The organism is Rhodopirellula maiorica SM1, assembly GCF_000346295.1.
GTDB lineage: Bacteria > Planctomycetota > Planctomycetia > Pirellulales > Pirellulaceae > Novipirellula > Novipirellula maiorica.
This window is the reverse complement of sequence record NZ_ANOG01000127.1, coordinates 1-1711: the sequence shown is the minus strand read 5'-3', so window position 1 is coordinate 1711 and position 1711 is coordinate 1. Positions and strand designations below refer to the sequence as shown.

General features: G+C 54.6%; 2 protein-coding genes. Both read left to right on the top strand.

All coding sequences use genetic code 11. The features are described from left to right. Positions 1 to 519: amidohydrolase family protein (locus RMSM_RS03775; RefSeq protein ID WP_144057353.1), on the top strand; the 519-nt coding region annotated here is incomplete at its 5' end. Then, positions 503 to 1537: a threonine ammonia-lyase gene (locus tag RMSM_RS03770; protein WP_201766997.1), complete on the top strand. Its 1035-nt coding sequence runs from the start codon at positions 503 to 505 to the stop codon at positions 1535 to 1537. The genes RMSM_RS03775 and RMSM_RS03770, both read left to right, overlap by 17 nt. Positions 1538 to 1711: the final 174 nt, after the last annotated feature.

The following is a 1711-nucleotide window of genomic DNA, read 5'->3' as shown; positions in this document are numbered from 1 at the left end:
TTCCGACTGCACTCCCGAGGCGATGCCAAGGACTGGGTGGACGATCCTGGCATGCCGAAACTTTGGCAGACCGCTGCGGATGAAGGCTTGGCCGTGTGTCCGCTGATCAATCCCGGCGACATTCAGTACGTCGATGCGTTGTGCAAAAAGCACCCCGACACCACCGTTGTCGTTGATCACTTTGCTCGGATCGGCGTCAGCGGCAAGATCGAACGAGATTCGCTAAAGCAGCTGTGTCGACTTGCTCGTTTTCCGAACACCCATGTCAAGACGTCTGCGTTTTACGCACTGGGAAAAAAGCAGCCGCCTTACGACGACTTGATTCCAATGATCAAACAGGTGACCGAGCACTTTGGTCCCGAGCGTCTGATGTGGGCCAGCGATTGTCCGTATCAAGTTGATGAAGGTCACAGCTACGAAGCCTCGATCGCCCTGATCCGTGATCGCATCGACTTCCTTTCCGCATCGGACAAGCAGTGGCTACTAAAAGGAACCGCCGAAAATGTCTTTTTCGCCTAACCCAACCTCCATGATGCAATTAGCCACAATCACCGACATAAGAGCCGCTGAGCACGTTATCCGTCAACACCTTTCTCCGGCACCACTGATTCGCTCGTACGCGTTGGAAAAGGAACTCAGGTTACCATCCGGTCGCCGTGTATGGATCAAGGATTACGGCTGGACGCCAGTCGGATCGTTCAAATTGCTCGGCGCGATTAATTGGATGGCCAAGCATTTGGAATTGATCGGCGATCGTCCCGTCGCAGCCCACTCGTCGGGCAATTTCGCATCGGGATTGGCGTTCGCCGGGATGACGTTCGGCAAGCGAGTGATCATTGTGATGCCCGAAGATGCTCCCAAGATCAAGTTCGCTCGCACGCGTTCGTTTGGTGCCGAGGTGCGTACGTACGACAAATCGACGGACCATCAAACCGGCCAGCGTGATCGCATGACGCGTGAAATCGCTGAGCACGAACATGCGATCCAAGCATCGCCCTACGATGACAACGACGTGATCTCAGGCAACGGCGTCGGCGGGTTGGAGATTGTCGACGAACTGAAGCGACAAGGACGCAAGTTGTCTCATTTTGTTTGTGCCGTCAGCGGCGGCGGATTGATGGCGGGTCACGCATTAGCGATCGCCGACGCTTTTCCCACTGCGAAAATCGTTGCTGTTGAACCCGACGGCGCCGACGACTTTGCTCAATCATTGGACGTCGGAAAACGCGTTCGAGTGGATCATCCCCACAGTATCTGTGACGGATTGTTGTCCTACGACGTGGGTGAACAGAATTGGCCCATCCTACGTGACCATGTATCCGAAGCCGTTTCGGTAACCGATCCGCAAACCTGCCAAGCGATGAAGTGGATCGACACCCAGCACGGGCTCCGCACCGAGCCATCGGGGGCAAGTACGATCGCGGCATTGCTATCCAGAAAGATCGATATTGATGCTGACGGTGACATTGTCGTTGTCCTCAGCGGCCGCAATGTCGATCCCGAAGATTTTGAAAAGTGGACCGCTGCAGAGACTTAGCGTGAATTGCAAAATTTTCAGTACTGAATCGGAGAATTGCAGATGAGTCGTACTCGCTTGTGCAGAAACGTGCTCGTTATCATGACGATGATGATTGCGACTGCCATCGCCGCAGACAACGTTCGCGCCGAACACGAGGGCAAAACTGACAAATNTTGCTGCTTGGCGACAGCA